The organism is Xanthomonas sp. NCPPB 2922, from assembly GCF_041520885.1.
GTDB lineage: Bacteria > Pseudomonadota > Gammaproteobacteria > Xanthomonadales > Xanthomonadaceae > Xanthomonas > Xanthomonas campestris.
The window spans coordinates 139091-159409 of the sequence record NZ_JBGOFY010000011.1; the positions used below are offsets into that span (position 1 = coordinate 139091).

The 20319-nt window shown below is 64.6% G+C and carries 13 protein-coding genes and 1 other RNA gene; 8 read left to right on the forward strand and 6 right to left on the reverse strand.

Annotated features, from left to right (window positions below; translation table 11 throughout):
* Nucleotides 1–13: 13 nt before the first annotated feature.
* The 5 genes from ACD584_RS13735 to ACD584_RS13755 are packed head-to-tail and all read right to left on the reverse strand — an operon-like array spanning nucleotide 14 to nucleotide 4953.
* On the reverse strand, nucleotides 14–1312 hold the full coding sequence (locus tag ACD584_RS13735) for an NAD(P)H-dependent oxidoreductase (RefSeq protein ID WP_076036940.1): 1299 nt from the start codon (nucleotides 1310–1312) through the stop codon (nucleotides 14–16).
* Complete coding sequence (rfbC, locus tag ACD584_RS13740) at nucleotides 1309–1890, reverse strand: dTDP-4-dehydrorhamnose 3,5-epimerase (RefSeq protein ID WP_076036941.1); 582 nt, start codon at nucleotides 1888–1890, stop codon at nucleotides 1309–1311. Before rfbC ends, ACD584_RS13735 begins: the two co-directional genes overlap by 4 nt.
* Nucleotides 1887–2936 carry an NAD(P)-dependent oxidoreductase gene (locus tag ACD584_RS13745; protein ID WP_076036942.1) on the reverse strand — a complete coding sequence of 350 codons (1050 nt, stop codon included), beginning with the start codon at nucleotides 2934–2936 and terminating at the stop codon, nucleotides 1887–1889. The genes rfbC and ACD584_RS13745 overlap by 4 nt, the downstream gene beginning before the upstream one ends.
* Before the next feature lie 4 nt (nucleotides 2937–2940).
* Nucleotides 2941–3714 (reverse strand): glucose-1-phosphate cytidylyltransferase, encoded by a 774-nt coding sequence (rfbF, locus tag ACD584_RS13750; RefSeq protein ID WP_014507759.1) that lies wholly within the window; start codon nucleotides 3712–3714, stop codon nucleotides 2941–2943.
* Nucleotides 3715–3768: 54 nt separating this feature from the next.
* A complete protein-coding gene (locus ACD584_RS13755) occupies nucleotides 3769–4953 on the reverse strand; it encodes a glycosyltransferase (protein WP_076036943.1) in 1185 nt (394 codons plus the stop codon).
* A gap of 245 nt (nucleotides 4954–5198) precedes the next feature.
* Here ACD584_RS13755 and ACD584_RS13760 point away from each other — a divergent pair, with 245 nt between their 5' ends.
* The 7 genes from ACD584_RS13760 (at nucleotide 5199) to ACD584_RS13790 (ending at nucleotide 11041) form a co-directional block, all read left to right on the forward strand.
* Nucleotides 5199–6374: an NAD(P)/FAD-dependent oxidoreductase gene (locus tag ACD584_RS13760; RefSeq protein ID WP_076037864.1), complete on the forward strand. Its 1176-nt coding sequence runs from the start codon at nucleotides 5199–5201 to the stop codon at nucleotides 6372–6374.
* Nucleotides 6365–6673: a hypothetical protein gene (locus ACD584_RS13765; protein WP_076036944.1), complete on the forward strand. Its 309-nt coding sequence runs from the start codon at nucleotides 6365–6367 to the stop codon at nucleotides 6671–6673. The genes ACD584_RS13760 and ACD584_RS13765 overlap by 10 nt, the downstream gene beginning before the upstream one ends.
* A gap of 211 nt (nucleotides 6674–6884) precedes the next feature.
* On the forward strand, nucleotides 6885–7142 hold the full coding sequence (locus ACD584_RS13770) for a KGG domain-containing protein (RefSeq protein ID WP_012438401.1): 258 nt from the start codon (nucleotides 6885–6887) through the stop codon (nucleotides 7140–7142).
* A 758-nt stretch (nucleotides 7143–7900) separates the two neighbouring features.
* Complete coding sequence (locus tag ACD584_RS13775; protein WP_076036945.1) at nucleotides 7901–8410, forward strand: ferritin-like domain-containing protein; 510 nt, start codon at nucleotides 7901–7903, stop codon at nucleotides 8408–8410.
* A 381-nt stretch (nucleotides 8411–8791) separates the two neighbouring features.
* Nucleotides 8792–9844, forward strand: a complete 1053-nt coding sequence (locus ACD584_RS13780) for a chemotaxis protein CheB (RefSeq protein WP_076036946.1) — start codon at nucleotides 8792–8794, stop codon at nucleotides 9842–9844.
* 61 nt (nucleotides 9845–9905) lie between these two features.
* A non-coding RNA gene (locus ACD584_RS13785) (sX9 sRNA) lies at nucleotides 9906–9980 on the forward strand.
* A gap of 140 nt (nucleotides 9981–10120) precedes the next feature.
* Nucleotides 10121–11041, forward strand: a complete 921-nt coding sequence (locus ACD584_RS13790) for a M14 family metallocarboxypeptidase (protein WP_076036947.1) — start codon at nucleotides 10121–10123, stop codon at nucleotides 11039–11041.
* A 69-nt stretch (nucleotides 11042–11110) separates the two neighbouring features.
* Here ACD584_RS13790 and ACD584_RS13795 read toward each other — a convergent pair whose 3' ends face one another.
* Nucleotides 11111–12916, reverse strand: a complete 1806-nt coding sequence (locus ACD584_RS13795) for an EAL domain-containing protein (protein WP_076036948.1) — start codon at nucleotides 12914–12916, stop codon at nucleotides 11111–11113.
* Nucleotides 12917–13608: 692 nt separating this feature from the next.
* Here ACD584_RS13795 and ACD584_RS13800 point away from each other — a divergent pair.
* Nucleotides 13609–20319: autotransporter-associated beta strand repeat-containing protein (locus ACD584_RS13800; protein ID WP_372357294.1), on the forward strand; the 6711-nt coding region annotated here is incomplete at its 3' end.

The following is a 20319-nucleotide window of genomic DNA, read 5'->3' on the forward strand; positions in this document are numbered from 1 at the left end:
CAGCCAGCCGCGCTCATGCGGCCGGCTCCGCCGATGCGAACACGGCGGCCTGCTCGGCACGCAGTTGATCGATCAGGCGGTGCTGCGGCAGCTGGACGTCGTCGTAGGTGAGTACCTGGTCCTTGGTCACCGCATGCCGCAGCACGCAGCCTTCGGCCACGCCCATCGGCAGCAAGCGCGCGCGCGCGGTGACATCGGCGCGCTCGCATTGGCCGTAGCTCATGTAGCCACCCAGGCCATCGATGGTTTCGCCCGCGGCCAGATCGCGCTTGGCAGTGGCGATCACCTCCACCAGCGGCGCGCCCAGCGGTTGCAGCACGGCATCGCCCAGCAGCACCACACGCGCCACCGACAGCGGCACTTCGAAATGGCACAGGTGATACGGCGTGTAGAAGCTGTACAGCGGGCCTTCGCCGAGTTTGTAGAGGTTGAGGTAATGCCGCTGCTTGGGGTCGTCGTGCGTGGCCAGCACAAACACGCCGGGCGAGGGCAGGGCGCCCACCACGTAATCCACCGCACCGCACACCGCGCGCAGTGCATCGATGTCGTAGCGCTGGGTCAGCTGATCGACGTGGCCGTGGTGTTCGTAACCAGTCATGCCACGCTGCAGGATCGACATGCCGGTGCCATTGGCCACGATCGCCTGCTCGAAGCTGATCTTGGTGCCATCGGCAAAGCTGGTGACCATGTGCGGGTCCTGGCCCCACTTGGCCGCAAATCCGGCCTGGGTGGTGGGCGTGCGATACGGGTCCTGCAGGCCCTTGATGTTGCCGCACAGCAGCGGCGTGAGCCCGATCGAGCGCACGAAGCGGTACAGATTCATCTGCACGCCGGGCTGATCTCCATCGCAGGCGCTGAAGATCACGCCCGCTGCATCGGCCTTGCGTTTGAGCAGCGGGCCCACGGTGCCATCGAGCTCGGCGTTCATGGTGACCATGTGGCGGCCGTTGGCGATAGCGCCCAGGCTGATCCGCGCGCCATAGTCGATGGCGCCGGTGGCATCGATCAGGCAATCCAGCGGATCGCAGCCATACAGCAGCGCGGGGTCGTCGGTGACGGCCGGGGTGCCGGCGGCGATCTGCCGCGACAATGCGGCGGCACTGTCCACACGGGTAGCCTGCTGGCCGGCTTGGCGGTAGGCCTCGATCGCTTTATCGACACTGCGGTTGCAGATCACGGCCACGTGCATGCCGGGCACGGCGTGGGCGATCTGGTTGACGATACCGCGCGCCATGAATCCTGCACCGTAAAGCCCAACGCGCAGCGGGCGGCCTTCGGCAGCACGCGCCTGCAACAACCGATCGACGCTCATGCGCGCTCCTGTTGGGTCAGCCCGGTCAGTTGGGTCACGCCATGCACCTGCTCATTGAACTCCGGCCAGGCGGCGTCCTTGTTGGACACCAATGCGGGCGTGGACGGCCAGCGGATGCCAATGCGCGCATCGTCCCAGCGCAGTCCGCGTTCGGCAGCCGGCGTATACATCGCACTGGCGAAATACAGCGCTTCGGTCTGCGCATGCAGCGTGATAAAGCCATGCGCAAACCCGCGCGGCACATACAGTGCCAGGCGGTTGTCGGCAGTGAGTTCGACCCCGTACCACTGCAGGTAGGTGGGCGAATCCGGGCGCAGGTCGACAATGGCATCCCACAGCGCGCCGCGGATGCAGCGCACGATCTTGACCTCCGGCGCGGGCGGCAGCTGATAGTGCATGCCGCGCAAGGTGCCGGCCTCTGCGTTGAAAGAGTTGTTGACCTGTACGAACTGGTCCACCAGCCCGGCCTGCGCCATTTCCTCGGTACAGAACACCCGTGCAAACCATCCACGCGCATCGCCACGCGGTTCGGGCTCAATGATGAAGGCGCCAGACAACGGCGTGGGGCGAAAGATCATGCCGCTGCCCTCAAGTCGGCCGCGAGTGCGCCGCTGTCCACCAGCTGCTGCAGGATGCGCAGGCGGATGAAATCCGAACTCTGGCGGAAGTCGCCATCGGCAAAGCCGGCACGCAGCAGGTCATCGCGCAATTCGGTAATGGTGGACTGCAGTGTCTGCTGCGGCTGGTGCTGTGGCGCCAGGCGCTGGAACAGCGAAAAATCCACGCGGTACGAGCGGTTGTCGGCCGGTGCGGTGGTGGAGATGGACACCGTGGCCGATGGCATCGCCGCGCCCACTGCCTGCGCCAGATCGCGGATCTGCACATTCCACTGCTCGGCGCCGGCGTTGACGGCCAGAAAGTGCCCGCCTGCCAGCGGGGTACGACCCAGCGCCCAGTCGATCGCGCGCGCCATGTCGCGCACATGGATCAACGGCCGCCAGGGTGAGCCATCCGACAACACTTCCACCGTGTCATTGGCCACCGCGCTGGCAACAAAATCGTTGAGCACCAGATCCAACCGCAAGCGTGGCGATGCACCGCAGGCGGTGGCAAACCGCAGGCAGGTGATCACCATGTCGGTCTCCAGCTGGGCCAGGGCGCGCTCGGTATCGATCTTGGAATGCGCGTACGCGGTAAGCGGCGCCACCGCGCTGCTTTCCGATCGCGGTGTGCCGTCTGCGGCGGCGCCATACACGCTGCAACTGGAGGCGAATACGAAGTGTTTGACGCCGGCCTGCACGGCGGCCTGCGCTACCGCGACACTGGCGCGGCAGTTGATGGCATCGGTGACTTGCTCGAAGCGCTTGCCCATGGCGTCGTTGGAGATCGCCGCCAGATGCACCACGCCATCGAAGCCGCTCAGTTGCTGCGCGGTGAGATCGCGCACGTCGCCGAACCACTGTTGATCGAGCACCACCTCGGGCAGCTGGCGCGGGTCGGACAGGCAATGCGCAAACCAGCCGCGATCCAGGCCCACCAGCCACGCGTCCGGGTACTGCTGCCGCAGGTGTCGTGCTACCACCGGGCCGATATAGCCCATGTTGCCGGTGATCAAGATGCGCATGTATTTACTCCCAGACGCGCCAGGGCGCCCGATTGGATGACCAGAGGGTTTCGAGATAATTGCGGTCGCGCAGGGTGTCCATCGGCTGCCAGAAGCCCTCGTGCCGGTACACGCTCAGTTCGCCGCGGTCGACCAGGGTTTCCAGCGGGCTGTTCTCCCACACCGTGGCATCGCCTTCGATCACGTCGATGACGCGCGGGTCGAGCACGAAGAAACCGCCGTTGATCAGGCCGTCGCCATCGAGCGGCTTTTCGCGGAAGCCGGTGACCTGTTCGCCTTCCACGCGCAGCGCACCGAACCGGCCCGGCGGCTGCACCGCGCTCACCGTCGCCAAACGGCCTTCGCGCCGATGCAGCGCGATGGCGGCGCCAATATCGATGTCGGCCACGCCGTCGCCGTAGGTCATGCAAAAGGCGTCATCGCCGTGCAGGTGCTCGCGCACGCGGCGCAGGCGGCCGCCGGTCATGGTCTGCGCACCGGTGTCCACCAGCGTCACCCGCCACGGTTCGGCGCGGGTGTTGTGCAAAGTGGTGGTGTTGCTGCCCAGATCGCAGGTCACATCCGATTCGCGCATGTGGTAATTCATGAAGAAATCCTTGATCACCTCACCGCGATATCCCAGGCACACCACGAACTCGTTGATGCCGTGATGCGCGTAGATTTTCATGATGTGCCAGAGGATCGGCTTGCCGCCGATCTCCACCATGGGCTTGGGGCGAATGGCGGTCTCCTCGGAGATGCGCGTCCCCAGGCCGCCAGCCAGAATCACTGCCTTCATCTGCCTTTCCTTTGGGCTGTCGCGCCGGTGGTGCTGGCGCTGTATGGGTGACTGTCAGGCGCTGACGCTGTGGGCGATGGACGGAGACACGGCGGTCTGCTCGGCCATGGTGGCCAGCGTGTCGAGCATCGCCATGCGCTCTGCCATCAATGTGGGCCGCGGCAGGTCCAGGGTCTGCAGGATCTGCGCCCAGCGGTGCGCCCAATCGTGCCGGCGCAGGCTGTGCACGGTGTTGTGCAGGCGCGCGCGTGCCAACCGCTCCGGCTGCTGTTCGAGCGCGCGCAGGAACCCACCAATATCGTCCAGGTCTGCCGGCAGTTCGATCACCGCATTGTCCCAGTCAAAGCACTGTGCGAACTCGGGGCAACGCTGCTCGGAGCCAACGATCACCGCACCACCGGCGGCGCCTTCGAAATAGCGGGTGGCCAGGGCTTGCTTCCTGACGCCTTTGAAGAAGCCCTTGTTGTCCACCACGAAGTCGTGGGCCATGAAGAACTTGGCACGCTTGATCATCGCCGCCGACTGCAGGCGGTGGGCAGGCCAGTGCGTCACCGCACCGCCACGCGCCACATCGTGCAGGTAGAAGAATTCCGGGTGCGCCTGCGCATGCGCCAACAACTTGTCGTGCACGTCTGGCTTGCGGCGGCCGATGCTCACCACATCGATGCAGCGCTGTTGCGGATGCGGCATCGGTGTGGCCAGCAACACATCGCAGGCGCTGGGCAAAAACGACACCGGCGTGCGCGTGTACGCGCGCAACGGCTCCACGCAACTGGCATTGAGTACGAACACATGATCGAACCCATCCAGCAGGCGCAACTCGGACCTTTGCGATTCCAGTTGCTCGGGCCAGGTTTCCAGCAGATAGGCCACGCGCGTGCGGCAGCGTTCTTGCCAGTGCCCAATGCGGCTGAGCGTGCTCAACTCTCGAGGAAACTGGCATACATAGAAAAACAGATCGTAATCGCGCTCAACCTCGCACCGTTGCGCATTGGATGCGGCCGGTTGGCCGCGCAAGCGGCGCAGCGCGGAAACGCCGCGATTGCTGAGCTCGTTGAGCAGATAGGACACACTCGGGTTGACGCCGCGCCCGCTGGCATACGCGGCCGCAGGCGGACACACCACATCGGCATGCTCCAGGCTGCGCACCACATTGAGAAACGCATAGGCTTGACCATTAAACGCTTCGGGCCATGCCTCATAGTTCGAGGACAGCAGCACTGACCGGGCCGCAGGCATTGCAACTCCTTGACGCCAACGCTTCTCCGGACCGATCCGCAGCGAACGCTACGGCCGGGTGGGGTGGAGCAACGCACGTCGACAAAAGTTAGATAAAAGTTTGTTGGCCCTAGACAACCGTGAATCATTGGCTAACGGAGCCTAAATATAGAAAATCTCCGTAAGCGAACAGTGATACCAGTCGCGACAATGCGTGACGATCTGGTGTGCGTTTACACTTGCGCGGTCTCGAACTGGACGAACGCATGCACGACGTGGATTGCATCGTGGTGGGCGCCGGCGTTGTAGGCCTGGCCATTGCGCGACAGCTTGCGATGCAGGGAAACGAGGTGTTGATACTCGAAGCCGCATCGGCCATTGGCACCGGCACCAGTGCGCGCAACAGCGAAGTCATACACGCCGGGTTGTATTACCCGCCCGGATCGTTGAAGGCGCAGCTGTGTGTTCGCGGCAACGCATTGCTGTATGCATATTGCCGCCAACGCAATGTGCCGCATCAACGCTGCGGCAAGTTGATCATTGCTTGCGATCAGGCGCAGACCGCGCAGCTGGAGGCGTTGCAGCGCAATGCAACCGACAGCGCCGCACCGGGCGTGGTGCCATCGAGCAGTGCACAGATGCAGGCGCGCGCACCTGCGCTGCGCTGCGTGGCTGCGCTGGAATCCACCACCACCGGCATCATCGATAGCCATGCATTGATTCTGGCCTTGCAGGGCGATGCCGAGCGACATGGCACCACGCTGGCGTTGCGCGCGCCGGTGCAATCGATCGAACCGCTGGTTGCCGGCTTCTGCGTCTGCACCACCGGCGGCGACGCGATGGGGCTGACGTGCCGCTGGTTGATCAACGCTGCCGGTCACGGTGCGCCGGCGTTGGCCGCACGCACCGAAGGCCTGCCAGCCACTGCGCGCGTGCGCGCGCAATATGCGAAGGGCAGTTACTTCACCTTGGCTGGGCGGTCGCCGTTTCATCAATTGGTGTATCCATTGCCAGAGCCAGGTGGCCTGGGCGTGCACCTGACGCTCGATCTACAGGGGCGCGCACGCTTCGGCCCCGATGTGGAGTGGGTGGCGCAGCCCGACTATCACTGCGAGCCGGCGCGCGCCGAGCATTTCTATGCGGCAATCCGGCGTTACTGGCCAGCGCTGCCCGATGACGCGTTGCAACCGGGCTACTGCGGTGTGCGCCCGAAGATCAGCGGCCCCGGCGAGCCTGCCGCCGACTTCCGCATCGATGGGCCGGCGCTGCACGGCATGGCCGGGCTGGTCAACCTGTTCGGCATCGAGTCGCCTGGCCTGACCGCCTGCCTGAGCATTGCCGAGCATGTGGCAGCGCTGCTGGGTGATGAGGTGCGGGCCGCCGACCATGCAGGTGCTTCCAGTCAAGCTGGTTCTGCGCAGGGAGGCGCCGCATGTTCCTGATCCAGGTGCTGCTGCCGCTCGCCGACAACAATGGCGTGCGGTTTGAGCAGGCAATGTTCGACGAGGTCCATCATCACCTGGCCACGCGGTTTGGTGGCATCACTGCCTACACCCGGGCACCGGTGCATGGCGCATGGCAGGAGCAGGGCGCGCAGCTGGTGCACGACGACCTTGTGATCTACGAAGTGATGGCCGATGACCTGGATCGCGGCTGGTGGCGCAGCTACTGCGCGGAGTTGGAGCAGCGCTTCCGCCAGGAACAGCTGATCGTGCGCGCGCAGGAGATCACCCTGCTCTGAGCGGCGCGGATCGGCGCGTGCGTGGTAGCGCTATCCCTCTGGGGTCGGGCAGCGTGAAGGCGGGTGTGCAACTTTTGCACAGCGAGCGCAGCCGTTTTTGCCTGCATTGGTCGTTGCCACACCGGAATGCGTGGGTTTGAGGGTTGGCACGATAGTTGCGGTACCTCCTATACCCAGTGACGTAGTCATCGACGCATCGAGAGGAGGCACAGTGGAGGACGGACAGAACGCAACTCGCAGCCGGCGCGGTTTTGCCGCATTGGATCCGGAGAAGCGCCGTTTGTTGGCGAGCAGTGGTGGCAAAGCGGCGCATGCCAGTGGCAATGCGCACGAATTTACTAGCGACGAAGCGCGCGAAGCAGGCCGGAAGGGCGGCCAGGCCGTGAGTCGTGATCGTGACCATATGTCGCGCATCGGCAGCAAGGGCGGTCGTTCCAAGCAGGCCAAGCCCCAGGAAGAATCCGCATAAGTCACCCGGCACGCGGCAATGCGTGCCGGTTCTTGTGTCAGCAATGGAAACCGGCCCCGGTGCGCTTCGGACACGGGGCCGTTAGCGTTTGAAAAGACGCGTTTTGCCCGCACTTTCGCGTTGCTGGCAGCCGCAATCGATTGCAGCGCCTGGATGAAGGCAAGGCCATGATGCGTGATGCAGTACGCTTGCGCTTGCCAACCTATTGATGCGCAAGGCATCGATGTCGTGTCGGCAAATTTTGCACACTGCAGCATGCTGAGAGATCGATTGCAGGCGAATTTGTCGCGATCACTCTGGCCCCCGCAACCAACTGTGCAACGCATGCACACACCACCGAATGCCTCGCGTTGCCGTGCTTGTGACGCGCGACGAGCCCAGTGCGACGCAGTGCCCGCACAGGCAGTTGCTCTGGGCAGATGGCTGTGACGCCATTGCCCGCGAGAGTGCGGTCTGGGCGGGGTGTGGCTCTGCTAATGCAGCGCAACGGACTTGGACATGACCACCGCGGGCTCGCGCGGAAGTACTGCGCCGGGCCGCCGTGTGCGCCTGCGTCGTCAGCGACAAGCCAGTGAAGCGCGCCATCAAACGGGCATGTAGACACGCACGATCTCGCACCGTACTTGCCGCGGGCGCGCATCGACGCCTGTGCATGTAAAGCCATTGTCGACGACGCACACGCCGTTCACTCGATGCAGCCGCGCCTTTCATCGCGGCGCGGGCAGCCTGGACCCATCGTAGACAACAGGAGACCCCGCATGGCCGAACCCCGTGAAAACCTGATGGACTGGTTGCGCGACGCGCATGCAATGGAGCAGCAGGCCGAGCAGATGCTCAAGGCGCAGGCCGCGCGGATCGAGCATTACCCAAAGCTCAAGGCGCGTATCAAGCAGCATCTGGAAGAAACGCTGGGGCAGCAGCGGTTGGTTGAGGCAAGCATCGAGCGCCTGGGCGGGTCACCGTCGGTGGTGAAGGACGCGATGGGCAAGATGGCGGCCTTTGGCCAAGCCATGGGCGGCATGACCACCTCGGACGAAATCATCAAAGGCACGATGGCCAGTTACGTGTTCGAAAATCTGGAAATTGCTACCTACACCGCGCTGTTGGGTGCTGCAAAAACGGTGGGGGACGTCGAAACACAGCGCATGTGCGAGCAGATCCTTCCGCAGGAAGAAGCCATGGCCAAATGGCTGCTGGAACACCTGCCCGAGCTGACCGAGGAATTCCTGGTGCGTGATGCAACGCCCGGAGTCACCGCGAAGAAGTAACTGCATCGCATGGGTGCACCAACGTGTTGGTGCCGAATGGCAGACAGGGCCCTGCATTGCGGGGCCCTGTGCGTTTTGGCTAACAACGTACGCATACGGGATCACGCGGCCAAGGGTAGACGCAAAACGCGGGCAATACGCGTTCCGAAATCTTCGATTGCTGCTGTTATGGAATTCCATCTTGTTGCGGAGACAGCGCAGCGCACCACACGCATGACGCCGTACATGTGCGTCGCAATCGGCATGGTCTGTGGTCAGCAGCAGCTCGCCGTCCGCGCCGCACCGCAGACCCGAATCGATACACACCTAACTCGTGTCTGCTTCCACACCCTCTAGAAGAAAGCTCGGCAATAGTGATGTGCGACAGCATGGGAGTGACCAGTGACGATTGAAAACAACCGCAACATCGTGGCGATCGGTGGGTCGGCAGGCGCCAGCCAGGCGCTGCGCACGCTGCTGGCAGACCTGCCGCGCGATCTTCCCGCCGCGGTGCTGGTGGTGCTGCATCTGTCGCCGCAAGGCACCGGCATCGTGGAGATGGTGCGCAGCGCAGCGCGCGGCTTGCCGGTGCACGTGGCCAGCGATGGCATGCCCTTGGTGCCTGGTGCGGTGTATGTGGCCGTGCCGGACTCCCACCTGATGGTCGATGGCATGCACGTCGTGCTGGGGCGCGGGCCGCGCGAGAACATGTCGCGGCCGTCGATCGATGCCTTGTTCCGCTCCGTTGCGGTCTCACACGGCGCACGCGCGTTGGGGGTGCTGCTGTCGGGCATGCTCAACGATGGCTGCGCGGGGTTGGAAGCCATCCAGGCCTGCGGTGGTGCAGTCGCGGTGCAGGACCCGGACGATGCAATTGCCGACGACATGCCACGCAACGCGCTGCGTGCGCTCACCCCGGACGTGGTGGCCCCCAGTGCGGCCCTGGGTGCGGTCATCACCGATCTGGTGCGCGAACCGGCGGCCTGGCCGATCGCGCCGTCGGATGCGCTCAGGCTGGAGGTCGCGATCGCGCGCGGGCAGCCGTCCACCACCGAGGTGATGACGCAGCTGGGGGAGCCGGTGGCGCTCAGCTGCCCGGCGTGTGGTGGCGTGCTGACCAAGCTGCATACACCGGGGACGCTGCGTTTTCGTTGTCAGGTCGGTCATGGCTACACCGCGCCCGCACTGATGTCCGCGAAGGAAGGCTCGGTGGATGAGGCGTTGCGCGTGGCCTTGCGCGTGATCGAAGAACGCGCCGAATTGGTGAGCCGAATGGCCGGTGATGACCGCGCTCACCAGCCATCGGTCGCCTCGCTGTATGCCGCGCGTGCCAAGGAATACCGCGGCTATGCGGATGTGTTGCGCAGCGCCTTATTGACCTCACTGCAGCGCCCGGTCGAACACGGCGCGCTCGTCGAAGAGGGCGCGGTGCTGACGCAGGACGATCAGCATTAAGAGCAGCTATCAAAACTACTGCGCAGCCGCCAGGCGGGCGCGGCCGGTGCTCGGAATCCTCATGTACCCACGTACACTCCGGTTCCTCCGCGCCGTCCGCACTCACCTGACGACTGCTCGCTACGTTTTGTTTGCCGCTCTAAGCAACGCGAGTATTTGCAAGCGGCCAGCCGTCACCGTGGCGTTCGCCTCACTATTGGTCTACCCGCGCCGCGAGGGTTCCGCAGAGACATGCGAGCGCTTACGCTTGTCGGTCTTCCTGCACTGGATCCGACAATGACAGCGCAAAAGCAGTATCCCATCGGCAGCCCCGGCCAGGCCTGGGGCGAGACAGAACGTGCGCAGTGGCGTGCGCGGCAAGTCCGCCGCCGCGTCTATGCAGATGACGTGCTGCAGCCGGTCGCCGCATTCGCCGGTGCATTCGAGTGCACGCAGTACGGCGTTATCGGGCAGGGCGCGGACACGTATCCACTGATGGCGCTGCGCACCCCGCACTGGGATGCCACCTTGCCATGGGCGCTGGTCACCGGTGGCGTGCATGGCTATGAAACCAGCGGCGTGCTGGGCGCACTGCAATTCCTGCAGGAGCGCGCAGCAGCGTACGCAGGGCGCATCAATCTGCTGATCGCTCCCTGCGTCAACCCGTGGGGCTATGAGCGCATCCAGCGCTGGAATGCCGAGGCGATCGATCCCAATCGCGCCTTCCGGCCCAACAGCCCTGCGGTGGAATCAGCAGCGCTCATGCAGCTGGTGACCACCGTCGCCGGCACGGCGTTGCTGCACATCGATCTGCACGAAACCACCGACAGTGACGAGACCGAGTTCCGCCCGGCGTTGGCCGCGCGCGATGGCGTGCCGTTCGTGCCCGGCAGTATCCCGGACGGGTTCTATCTGGTGGGTGACAGCGACGACCCGCAGCCGGCATTTCAGCAGGCGGTGATTGCAGCGGTGGCGCAGGTGACCCATATCGCGCCAGCCGATGCACAGGGCGAGATCATCGGCGCGCCGGTGGTGGGCGAGGGCGTGATCAACTACCCGGTGCGCCGGCTCGGCTTGTGCGCCGGTGTCACCGAAGCGCGCTATCGCACCACCACCGAGGTGTACCCGGACAGCCCGCGTGCAACGCCGGCCCAGTGCAACCTGGCCCAGGTGGTAGCGATCTGCGCCGCGCTGGATGATGCGTTGGCCAACACCTGATGCGGCGTCACCAGGCCGTGCACATCGCGCGGCCTACTGGATCTACGCACAGTCGCTGATGCACAGCGGTTACGGCAGGCCTGCCGCGGTGCTCGCCTGCGCCACGTAGGCCGGCACCAACTCGGCTTCCATCGGCCTGGCCAACAGAAAGCCTTGCGCCTCGTCGCAGCCCCAACTCCGTAGCAGCGCAATTTCGTCGGCATGCTCGATGCCTTCGGCCACGGTGCGGTAGCCGAGTGCGCTGGCCAGCCGCACGACGGCTTCTGCGCGCAGCTGCATGCCGGATTGATCGGCGATGCCGGTCACCAGCGAGCGATCGAGCTTGAGCACATTGACGGGTAGCTCGGTCAGGTAGCCGAAGTTGCTGTAGCCGGTGCCAAAATCATCGATCGCAACGCTGACGCCGGCGTCGCGCAGGGCACGCAAGCGTGGCAAGGCCTGCACATTGCTGCGCAACCAGCGGCCTTCGGTGATTTCCAGCTCGATCCGTTCGGTAGGAATACCCAGGGCCTGGCAGCGGTCGATCACGTCCGAGGCCAGATTGACGTTGCCGAAGTCGCGCGAAGACAGATTGATCGAAAGCGAAAAATCCAGGCCGCCAGCGCGCCACGCGGCCAGTTGCCGGAGTGCATGGTCGATCACCCACTCGGTGACCGTGCACATCAGCGCGGTTTTTTCGAACAAGGGAATGAATTCATCGGGCCCGATCGCGCCCAACGTTGCGTGCTTCCAGCGCAGCAGGGCCTCGAAGCCGGTCACCGACAGGTCCAGCAGGTTGATGCGTGGCTGGAACACCAGGCGAAAATCGCCCGCCTCCAATGCCGCTTCTGCATCCAGCGCCAGACGATACGAGCGCTGGATGGCATCGTCGTGCGCCGCGCTATACCAGCACAGGATCGCGTGGTGGCTCACCGCGTCACCCAATGCAACGAGCCCTTTGCGCATCACATCGCCGGTGTCCGGCTGACGCGGCAGGAACTTCACCACGCCGGCATGGAAGGTCAGCGACATCGGGATGCCGGCCGCATCCACTGGCGCGTGCAGCATGTCGCGCAGATCCAGCAGCAGGTCTTCCATTTCATCGGCGGCAGAATTCAGCAGGAAGAAGGCAAACCGCATCGGTGCCACGTGATACACGGTGGCCTTGCCGCGCAGTGCGCGCGTCAGCACATAACTGGCATGGCGAACGAGCTCTTCAATGGGCTGCATGCCCAGCGCCTGCCGCGCCTCGTTGGCCGCATGCGTGTCGTAGACCTCGATAAAGGCCGCCAGCACCGGCATGGCGTGGCTGCCGTAGGCGAGCGTGTCCAGGTCGGCCTGCAACTGGCGGGCGTTATGCAGGCCGCTATGCGGCTCGCGGCGGCCGGCACCGAACTGCAGCTCCAGTTGTGCGGCCGCCACATTGGCGAACATGCGCAGTTGCTGGCGCTCCTGCACGTCCAGGCGCCGTTCGTAGGCATCCAGAACGCACAAGGTGCCGTAGACGCCTGTCTGCGGTGCGCCAATGGGAACACAGGCGGCAAAGCGTGCGGGCTCGGCGGTCGCTGTCTCACCGAGCCGGACTGCAGGCAGTACCGCCACGGCAAGGACATCATGCTCAGCGTCGTGCGTGCCGTTGTCTTCAAAGGCCGCCACGGTCTGCATGGCCTGGTCCGGTGCAATGCCATGCGCCGCCAACACACGCCGCCGCCCGGATTCGGTAATCGTCAGCGCGGCAGCGGCAGCACCCAGCGAATGGCACACCAAACGTGCAATTTGATCGAGAGGCTCCATGCCGGCCAGATCGGTCGGTGTATCGCGCCACTCCAGATGCCGCTGCTGTCCCTGTTCGTCTGACGAACGCGTCATGCCATTGAGCTCCGTGGTGAAGATCACACTATCGCGTGATCGACATCAAAGGGAAGTGCTGATTCAGCCTTTGGGGTTCTGTAGCGAGACGCGCATTCCATTGTCTCGAGACACGATGAGGCATTTTTTCCGCGTGACGAAAAAAGGCTGCTTATCCAATCAGTGATCTTAGCGGCAGAGGTCGTTTAATTGGTGCATTAGGTTTTGCATATGAAATATCATCTGATTTCATTTCATTCGCTCACCTCGGAATTGGCGCATTAACTTGATGCGGTTCCGCAAAGCTGATGCGTGCGCTTAGTGCCGGAAATTTGACGCGGGCCACTGTATGGATTGCAGCATCAGCCAAACCCATCCGCTGGAGTTCCTTTTAAATCGGGCACTGTGTCGTTCACATTAACCAGGCAGGTCCGTAACGCTCGCCGCGACTGCATCTGATGTTGAATTTCATACTGCAAACGACCGCGAGCATACGAATCGACATTTTCCAGTTCTGCCGTGCAAGTATTTATGGTTAGTGATACTTCGCACACTTTGCGCATAACGATTCGTTTATTAATCGATCAGAACATCCAGTCGGATTGGTATTCATCGTACTCATCCAGCGGTTAATCGAGCGCTGCCATAAGACCGGCGTTTGATCCAAACATTTTTTGAAACGTCATCCAGGCGCGCATTTGCGTGCGCGCCGATCTTTGCTTGTAACCCAGGAGAAACATATGAATCGTGCGTTTGCGCTGGTCTGGAACGCGGCTATCGGTAATTGGGTCGTCACGCACGAGTTGGTGCGGCGGCGGCGTAAATCGGGAGCGACCCGGCGCAATCTGCCGAGCATGGTGATCCTCGCCCTGGGAGCGGCTGCACCCACGCTGGCCTGGGGAGCGTGCACGCCGGCGTTACCTACCGCTGGGCAAACGGTGACCTGCACCGGATTGCCGATCATCAGTAATGCGTTCTCCAGCAACGCGAACAATCTGACCGTCAACGTCGCCTCCGGAACGCAGATGACGGCGGGGCTGCTTGGCGGCACCGCCATTGCACTCGGCGGTACCAATTCCACGCTCAATAACAGCGGCACCATCGATCCTTCCGTGCTTGGCCTGCTGTCAGTGCTCAGCACTGGCGTGACGATGGGCAACGCCAGCTCGACGCAGGTCACGGTCAATAACCTCGCGACCGGCACGATCTACGGAAGCGGTGGCCTGCTTGGTGCCAACCTGCTCAACCTAGATGGCATGGCGCTGGGCCTCACAGCCGCACCTGCCGGCGTGGTGCAGATCAACAACGCCGGCACCATCAGTAGTCGCCCCCTGTTGAATCTCTCGGTGCTTGGCTCGGATACGCCGGTCATCGCGGTCAGCGGTGGCGCCACGGTCAACGCAGTGAACTCCGGCACCATCGAAGGGAGGGTGGGGTTCCAGAGCTCGGCCACCGGCAACACCTTCATCAATTCCGGCGCCATCAACGGCAGCGTGTCGATGGGCGCCAACAGCATCAACAGCTTCACGGCGGTCACCGGTAGCAGCGTCAACAGCGCAGGTGGCATCGGGGTCGCGCTGCTTGGCCCAGGCGGGTTGTTGAGCTTTGCGGCAACCGGCACCGTGGATGGCGGGGCGGGCGGCACCAACACCTTGATCCTGCAGAATTCCGCCACGGGCACGGGCAGCGGCACCGCCGGCACGGCGGCGCTGAGCACCTCGCAATACATCAACTTCGGTAGCCTGCGCGTCAACAGCGGTACCTGGACGCTGGGCGGCGCGACCAATTTCAGTAACACCGCGCTCAATGGCGGCGTGGCGCAATTCGCCAACCCGGCCCTGTTCGGCACCAACATCACCGCCAACGGTGGCGCGATCGAGGCCACCGCCGCCAATCTGACCTTGAGCCCCACCGGTGGCATTGCACTCACCGGAACCGGCCTGACGGTACAGGGCGCCAATGCATTGACCATCGGCAGTGCGCTGACCGGGACCGGCGCGCTCACCAAAACCGGTATAGGTGCCGTCACCCTGACCGGCGCCAATACCTATAGCGGCGGCACCACGCTGGCCGCCGGCAGCCTGACGCTGGGCAATAACACCGCGCTAGGAACCGGCACGGTGACTGCGGCAGGTGGCACCCTGTCGGGCACCACCGCACTCAACCTCGCAAACGCCTTTACGTTGGCCGATAACGTATCCATTGGCGGGGCCAACGCGGTGCGCCTGGGTGGCACCATTGCTGGGACCGGTGAACTCATCAAGATTGGCACAAGCACCTTAACCCTGGGCGGGACCAATACCTATACCGGCGGCACCGCGCTCAATGCCGGCACAGTGGTGCTGGAAAATCCCGCCGCCCTGGGCACCGGCGTGGTGATCGCAGGCGGCGGAGCGCTGGACACCACCGCACCGTTGTCGCTTGCGAACAATGTGGTGCTCAACAGCACACTGGGTGTGGGCGCCAGCGGAAACGCGTTGAGCCTGACCGGAGTGATATCAGGCGCCGGCGGCATCACCAAGACCGGCACCGGCACGTTGGCGCTCACCAATGCCAACACCTATACCGGCGCGACCACGCTGGCCGGCGGCACCTTGCAGGTAGGCAATGCGGCGGCATTGGGTGGCAGCACGCTCAATGTCACGGCTGCGTCCACCTTGTCGAGCAGCATTGCGCTGGCACTGGGCAATGCGGTTTCGCTTGCAGGTCCATTGACGGTGAGCGGTGCCCAGGCGCTGACGTTGGGCGGCGCCATCGGTGGTACCGGCAGCCTGCTCAAAAGCGGTACCGGCGACCTCACCCTGGCCGGTACCAACAGCTACACCGGTGGCACCACGCTGAGCAGCGGCCGTCTGCTGGTGGGGGCGGGTAGTGCGTTGGGCACCGGCACGCTCACCGCCAGTGGCGGCGAACTTGCTGCCACCGCACCCACCACGCTTACCAATGCGGTCGCACTCACGGGTGCGCTCGGTGTGGGCGGCAATGGCGCGGCGCTGACACTGTCCGGCACCGTCAGCGGCACCGGCAGTGTCAACAAGCTGGGCACCGGCACGCTGACACTGGGCGGTTTGAATACGTATACCGGCGGCACCACGTTGGGAAGCGGCACCTTGCAGGTGGGCAGTGCCACGGCATTGGGCAGCGGGGCGTTGAACGTCACCGGCAATGCCGCGCTGCAAAGCACGGCGGCCACCACGCTGGGCAACGCCGTGAACCTGTCTGCTGGCGCGCTGACGCTCGATGGGACGCAAGCGCTCAGCCTGGCCGGCACGGTCAGCGGCACCGGCAGCCTGGTCAAATCCGGCATCGGTGATCTCAGCTTGAGTGGCAACAATGTGTTCACCGGCGGCACCACGCTCAGCGCTGGTCGGTTGACGGTGGGCAGCAATACCGCATTGGGCAGCGGCACGTTGACGGCAGCAGCCGGTAGTACGCTCGATTCGGCGGTGGTGAGCACACTCGCCAACGCGATCGCGCTGACCGGCGTAGGCGCTGTCAATGTGGGCGGTGCCAACGCGCTCACGCTGAGCGGCGACATCAGTGGCGTGAGCAGTTTGAACAAGGTTGGCACGGCGAGTCTGAGCCTGACCGGCAACAACACCTATACCGGCGGCACGCGCCTGAGCGCGGGCAGCTTGCTGGTGGGCAGCGATACGGCGCTGGGCACCGGTGCACTGACTGCCGCCGGCGGTGTGTTGGACAACACCGCGCCCGTGTCGCTGAGCAATGCAGTGGTGCTGGAGCAGAATCTGGCGCTGAGTGGCAATCAGGATCTTGCACTCGGCGGCAGCGTCAGCGGGACGGGGGCACTGATCAAGAACGGCAATGCGGCGCTGAGTTTGACTGGCACCAATAACTTCACCGGTGGCGTCACTCTCAACGCAGGCACGTTGCTGATCAACAGCGGCGCAGCACTGGGAACCGGTGTACTCACCGCAGCCGATGCCACGCGTCTGGACACAACCGCCGCTGCCAGCGTCGGCAATAACGTGGCACTGCTTGGCGCACTCACCGTAGGCGGCACCAACGCGCTGGATCTGACCGGTACCGTCAGCGGCACCGGCAGCCTGATCAAGGAGGGTGCCGGCGCACTCACGCTCACCGGCAACAACGTTTACAGCGGTGGGACGCAACTCACCGCAGGCAGCCTGGTGGTTGGCGCGGATGCCGCGCTCGGCACCGGCGCGTTGACCACCGCCGATGGCACCGCGCTCAGCGCAAGCACTGCAGTCACGCTGCAGAACGGCATCGCGCTGGGCGGTGCGCTCAGCATCGATGGGCAACCGCTCACGCTCAATGGCGTGGTCAGTGGCGCGGGCAGTTTGATCAAGAACGGCAGCAATGCGCTCACGCTCAACGGCAACAACACCTGGGCCGGCGGGTTGCAACTGCAGGCCGGCTCGGTACTGGTGGGCAGTGATACCGCGCTTGGCCTGGGCACCCTCACCGCTGCCGCCGGCACCACGCTGGATGCCACCACCGCGGCAACCTTGGGCAATGCAGTCGCAGTGGATGGCGCGCTCACCATCGGTGGCACGCAGGATCTCACCTTGAATGGGGTGGTCAGTGGCGCCGGCAGTCTGGACAAGCAGGGCACTGCCACGTTGACGCTGGGCACTGCGAACACGTTTACCGGTGGGACGACGCTGGGCGCTGGCCGCCTGGTGCTTGGCAACGAAGCCGCATTGGGCACGGGGCAACTGACCATCGCCGGCGTTGCCGAACTGGATACCGCTACAACGGGGAACCTCGCCAATGCCGTGCAGTTGAATGCACAGCTCACCTTGGACGGCAGCAACGATCTGAGCTTGAACGGTGCCATTACTGGCACCGGCGGCCTGCTCAAGAATGGCACCGGTACGTTGTCGCTCACCGCCACCAACAGCTATAGCGGCGGCACCACGCTGACCGGCGGCACACTGGCCGTGGGTGCGGATGGCGCACTCGGCACCGGCAGCCTGTCGGTGGTGGGCGATGCGGTGCTGAGCAATGCGATTGCCGTGGCACTGGGCAACGACATCACCCTGGGCGCGGCGTTGACCGTCGATACGGTGGGCGACCTGCTGGCCACCGGCAACATCAGCGGCACCGGCGGGCTGACCAAGACCGGCGCGGGCATTCTGACCCTCGACGGCAGCAACAGCTACACCGGACCGCTGGCGGTGCAGGCCGGCGCACTGGTGGCCAACACCGCTGCGGCACTTGGCAACGCGAGTGCGGTGGATGTCGGCGCCGGTGCCTTGCTGAGCCTGACCAACGGCGGCGTAATCAACAGCCTGGGAGGCGCCGGCAATGTGGATGTGGGTGCGGGCAGTACCTTGCAGGTGGGCGCGGGCAGCTTCGCCGGCAGCCTGATCGGCAATGGCAACCTGGACAAGATCGGCACCGGTACCTTGAGCCTGCTCGGCGACAATGGAGTGGCCGGCAGCACCTCGGTCAGCGGCGGCACCCTGGATGTGGCGGGTAGCTTGATCACCAGCAATCTGAACGTCGCGCTCGGCGGCACCTTGCGCGGCGCTGGCGCGGTGACCGGCCCGGTGACCATCGCCGACGGCGGGCGTCTGGCAATCACCAGTGGTTCCACGCTCAGCGTGGGCGGGTTGTCCCTTGCATCCGGTGCCTTCATCGATGCCTCGCTGGCAGCGCCAAGTGCCACCCGGCTGCTTGCGGTCAACGGCAACCTCACGCTCGATGGCACGCTCAACATCACCGACATCGGTGGCTTCGGCACCGGCGTTTACCGGCTGATGGACTACACCGGCCTGCTCACCAACAATGGCCTGTTGCTCGGCACCATTCCCGGCAGCGTGGACATCAGCCAGTTGGCACTGCAGACCGCGATCGGCCAGCAGATCAACCTGGTGGTGACTGCACCCGGCAGCATCGTGCAGTTCTGGGACGGTGCGCAGACGGTTGCCAACGGCAGCGTGGACGGCGGCAGTGGAATATGGGGCGCCGCCAGCAGCTGGACCGGTCAGGACGGCACCGCCAACAGCACCTGGCAAGGCGATTTTGCGGTGTTTTCCGGCACGGCCGGCACCGTGGGTGTGCAGGGCACCCAAGCAGTGGGCGGGCTGCAGTTCGTCACCGACGGGTATCAGTTGACCGATGCCGGCGCGGGCACCTTGAGCATCACAACGCCATTGACGGCGGTCCGCGTGGACCCCAATGCCACCGCCACGCTCGATGTCGGCATCAGCGGTGCAGGTGGCCTGGAGAAAGTGGACACCGGCACGCTGGTGCTGGATGCGGCCAATAGCTACACCGGCGGCACCACGCTCAGCGGTGGCAACCTGGTGCTTGGCGATGCGCAGGCGCTCGGCAGTGGTGCACTCACCACCGCCAACGGCACCACGCTGGATACCAACCAGGCCCTGGCCGTTGGCAATGCGGTCGTGCTCAACGGCGCGCTGAATCTTGCCGGCAGCAACGATCTGGCCTTGAACGGCGCCATCACCGGTGCAGGCAGCCTGGTCAAGAACGGCACCACCACGCTGACGCTCGACGGCGCCAACAACTACGCCGGCGGCACGGTGTTGAATGCCGGCACGCTGGCGCTGGGCAGCAATACGGCGTTGGGCACCGGCAGCCTGTCGGTGATTGGTAACTCCACCTTGAGCAACGCGATCGCGTTGGCATTGACCAATAACCTCACGCTCGGTGCAGGGCTCACCGTAGACACGGCGGCCGATCTTTCGCTCAGCGGCGTGCTCAGCGGCGCAGGCGGGTTGACCAAGACCGGCCTGGGCGCGCTGACGCTGGCGGGCAGCAACAGCTTCAGCGGTCCCTTGTCGGTGCAGACCGGCGTGGTGGCGACCACCGCGCCGGGTGCACTCACGGGCGTGGGTGCAGTGGACGTGGCCGCAGGCGCGGGCTTGCAGCTGGGCAGCGACACCGCACTAGGTGCACTGACCGGGCTGGGCAATGTCGCCATCGTGGGCGGCAGCACGCTGCAGGTGGGCAACACCAATGTCACCGGAACCTTCGGTGGCAGCCTGAGCGATGCGGGCAATCTGGAAAAGGTCGGCACCGGCGCGTTCCAGCTCACCGGGACCAGCAGCATTGGTGGCACCACCCTGGTCAGCGCGGGCACGTTGGACGTAGACGGCACGCTGGCCAGCGCAGGTGGGCTCACGGTCGCCAACGGCGGCGCCTTGAGCGGCAGCGGCGTGGTGGATGCGGCGGTCACGGTAGCCGACGGTGGCCGCCTGGTCGTGAGTAGCGGCGCGCTGCTGACTACCGGCACGCTGAGCCTGGCACCGAATGCAACCATCGATGCGTTCCTGGGCATTCCCAGCCAGACCGGTGTGCTCGCGGTCAACGGCGACCTCACCCTGGACGGCACGCTCAACATCACCGACATCGGTGGCTTCGGTAATGGTGTGTATCGCCTGATCGATTACACCGGCGGGCTGACCGACAACGGCCTGGCCTTCGGCACCATTCCTGGC

Bases quoted from the DNA above. Each gene is read 5' to 3' on its own strand.
- rfbC (WP_076036941.1), bottom strand. From the start codon at position 1,890: ATGATCTTTCGCCCCACGCCGTTGTCTGGCGCCTTCATCATTGAGCCC.
- ACD584_RS13775 (WP_076036945.1), top strand. From the start codon at position 7,901: ATGGCCGAACCCCGTGAAAACCTGATGGACTGGTTGCGCGACGCGCAT.
- ACD584_RS13765 (WP_076036944.1), top strand. From the start codon at position 6,365: ATGTTCCTGATCCAGGTGCTGCTGCCGCTCGCCGACAACAATGGCGTG.
- ACD584_RS13755 (WP_076036943.1), bottom strand. From the start codon at position 4,953: ATGCCTGCGGCCCGGTCAGTGCTGCTGTCCTCGAACTATGAGGCATGG.
- rfbF (WP_014507759.1), bottom strand. From the start codon at position 3,714: ATGAAGGCAGTGATTCTGGCTGGCGGCCTGGGGACGCGCATCTCCGAG.
- ACD584_RS13745 (WP_076036942.1), bottom strand. From the start codon at position 2,936: ATGCGCATCTTGATCACCGGCAACATGGGCTATATCGGCCCGGTGGTA.
- ACD584_RS13790 (WP_076036947.1), top strand. From the start codon at position 10,121: ATGACAGCGCAAAAGCAGTATCCCATCGGCAGCCCCGGCCAGGCCTGG.
- ACD584_RS13735 (WP_076036940.1), bottom strand. From the start codon at position 1,312: ATGAGCGTCGATCGGTTGTTGCAGGCGCGTGCTGCCGAAGGCCGCCCG.
- ACD584_RS13760 (WP_076037864.1), top strand. From the start codon at position 5,199: ATGCACGACGTGGATTGCATCGTGGTGGGCGCCGGCGTTGTAGGCCTG.